This is a genomic window from Succinivibrio sp. (genome assembly GCF_045124615.1).
GTDB lineage: Bacteria > Pseudomonadota > Gammaproteobacteria > Enterobacterales > Succinivibrionaceae > Succinivibrio > Succinivibrio faecicola.
Window position 1 is genome coordinate 1 of record NZ_JBGVMC010000350.1, and the last position, 2,779, is coordinate 2,779.

The 2,779-nt window shown below is 39.7% G+C and carries 4 protein-coding genes; all 4 read left to right on the forward strand.

Features of this window, described 5'->3' with window-relative positions; translation table 11 throughout:
- A partial coding sequence (locus ACJML3_RS09235) for a phage tail protein (RefSeq protein WP_406022599.1) occupies positions 1 to 589 on the forward strand: 589 nt, incomplete at its 5' end.
- Complete coding sequence (locus tag ACJML3_RS09240) at positions 586 to 1,104, forward strand: hypothetical protein (protein WP_406022601.1); 519 nt, start codon at positions 586 to 588, stop codon at positions 1,102 to 1,104. The genes ACJML3_RS09235 and ACJML3_RS09240, both read left to right, overlap by 4 nt.
- Positions 1,105 to 1,118: 14 nt before the next feature.
- Complete coding sequence (locus ACJML3_RS09245) at positions 1,119 to 1,397, forward strand: hypothetical protein (RefSeq protein ID WP_406022603.1); 279 nt, start codon at positions 1,119 to 1,121, stop codon at positions 1,395 to 1,397.
- A gap of 2 nt (positions 1,398 to 1,399) precedes the next feature.
- A partial coding sequence (locus tag ACJML3_RS09250) for a phage tail sheath family protein (protein WP_406022605.1) occupies positions 1,400 to 2,779 on the forward strand: 1,380 nt, incomplete at its 3' end.

Consider the following 2,779-nt stretch of genomic DNA (forward strand, 5'->3'; position numbering starts at 1 on the left):
CTTGAACAGATGGAGCAGTAATATGGGAAATGATTTTATTCGTCTTGATGAAGATTCCATTGCCCATATGACGTCTTATCTTAAAGCTATGCCTCAGGCTATACCTAAAGCAATTGCAAGGGCAATGAACAGAGCAATCAGCTCTGCTAAGACTGAGGCATCACGCACTTTAAGAACAAAATATACTCTAAAGGCTTCTACCATCAATGAAACAATGACTTTGGTCAGAGCAAAGCCAAACAGTCTGGTAGCAGAGTTAAAAAGCCGATCATATACCGCAAGTTTACCTCTCAACCGTTACAAGTTTAATCCCAAAAGAGATACAACTGGTTCTTCTTATAGAGCAGTAACGATTGAAATAATTAAGGGCAAGCCTATCAAGTTAGATAAAGGTTTTGTCTGGAATGGGAATGTATTTTGCCGTGATGGAGATGAACGTTTGCCAATTATTAAACAAACTGGCCCTACAGTTCCACAGTTATTGAATTCTGAAAAAATCTTACCTCAGCTTCAGGAACATGCTCAACAGTCATTCGAAAAGCGTTTAAGTCATGAAGTTGATGCTCTCCTGAAAGGAAATGTTAAATGATTGCTTTGAATTGTAATAAAGCCTTAATTGAGTTCATCAAGAAGGCAGTAGAAGATTTTAGACTGTCTGCACCGCCAAGACAGACAGAAAGAATACCAGGTAGCTTATTTGAAGAAAATACACCTGAATTTGCAGAAGATCCTGAAGCATTGCATGTAATTGCAGTGCATGACGGATGGTTGCCAAATAAAGATGCTGCAACTCCTGCAGATTATCCATTTGTGACAGTAAGGCCCAGTGAGGCTACTGTTGATAATGGTATTACACAGTTAACTATAGAAATTGTGGTAGGAACCTTTTCACGTGATGAAGATGCTTACCATGATACCTCAAATGTAGCTCAACGCATTCTAATGCGCTTAGCTCAGCTTAAAGACAATCTGCTTGATCAGAAATATGAGCGCGTAGGCTCAATGAAATGGTCAATGCCATTTGAGCAGGAACAACCTTTTTTCATGATCGTGCTAACAACCAACTGGCACATTTATTCAAGTCAATTTGATTCATCTATCTAGTGAGGATAAGCAAGATGGCAAAGAAAACAGATGCTGTTACTACAGCAACTCAAGATGTTACATGGCCACGTATCTATGTTGGCCCTTCAATCCCTAAAGGCTATTTCAAGGCCAATATGGTATTTGCTGACGGATTAGACGCTATAGCTCAGGCTCTCGTTGAAAAACATCCAGAATTAAATACGTTAATAGTTCCAACAAAGGACTATGTTAAGGCTCTTTCAGAGGTTAACAAGGTAGGCTCAAGATTACATGGTGCTTACGAAAAGGCCCTTTTAATTAAAGGAGAATAAGAATGGCAAATTATAAGCATGGTGTTTATATTTCTGAGACAGGAACCTCTTTGATTCCTACTGTCAGAGTAGAGAGTGCTTTACCTTTGGTTGTTGGCACTGCACCAATCAATCAGGTTGCAACAGGTTCAAGAAAAATCAATGAACCAGTTCTAATCAATTCATATGCTGAAGCTGTTAAGTATTTTGGCTTTGAGGCAGCTCAGGTATTCAATGCAAAGGGTGATAAGAAATTTGCTCATGGTCTTTGTGAATTCATGTATGCAAACTTCAATTTCTATGGCATTGTGCCTTGCATCTTTGTTAACGTCTTAGATCCTTCAAAGCATAAGACTGCATTAACAGAAAACACCTATACTCTGGAAGATGGCACTGTAACCATTAAGACCGTAGGCATTCTTGCTGAGAGTTTAGCTATTACAGCTACTGTTGAGAGTGAAACTCGTACTTATGTAGCAGGCACTGATTATGAGACTGCATTTGATGAGGATGGTTATCTGGTAATCAATTCTCTGCTAGAAGGTTCTTCTTACAAGCTACCTGATTCAATCACTGTTAACGGTTATAAGATTGATGCTTCACTTGTAACTAAGGCTGATATTATCGGTGGTATTGATTCAACAACAGGTAAGCGTAAAGGCTTAGAACTGATGAATGAGGTTTATCCTAAGTTCTCATTGGTTCCTACTCTGATTCTTGCCCCTGGCTTTTCATCAGATCCTGAAGTTGCTGCAATCATGGCTGCAAAGGCTGTTATTGTTAACGGTAACTTTAGAGCAATGGCTTTATGTGATGCTCCTGCAAATGAGGATGTTCAGGTGTATTCATCTGTTCCAGAGTGGAAGAAGAATAATAACCTTGTTCTAACTCAGCAGGTCCTATGTTGGCCAATGGTTCGCAATACAGAGACACTATATCATGCATCAGTTCATCTAGCTGGTGTTATCGGTGTTACTGATAATGCTTACGGCGGTGTTCCTTATTGCTCTCCTTCAAACAAGAATGCATCAATTACAGGCTTATGTCTTGAAGATGGTTCTGAAGTTGTATTTGGCAATGAGGAAGCAAACTATCTGAATGGTCAGGGCATTATCACCTTCCTGAATTTCACTAAGGGCTGGACTTTCTGGGGCAACAGAACCTGCTGTTATCCTGGTAATACTGATCCTAAAGATGCATTCATTCCAGTAAGAAGAATGTTCCAGTGGGTAGGTAATACCATCATTCTGACAATCTTCCAGAAGGTTGATGAACCAGGCAACCGCCGTTTAATTGAAACAATCGTAAATTCATTGAACGTCTGGTTAAATTCACTTGTAGCAAGACAGCAGTTGTTAGGCGCACGTGTGCTATTCCGTGAGGAAGATAATCCTACAACTGAG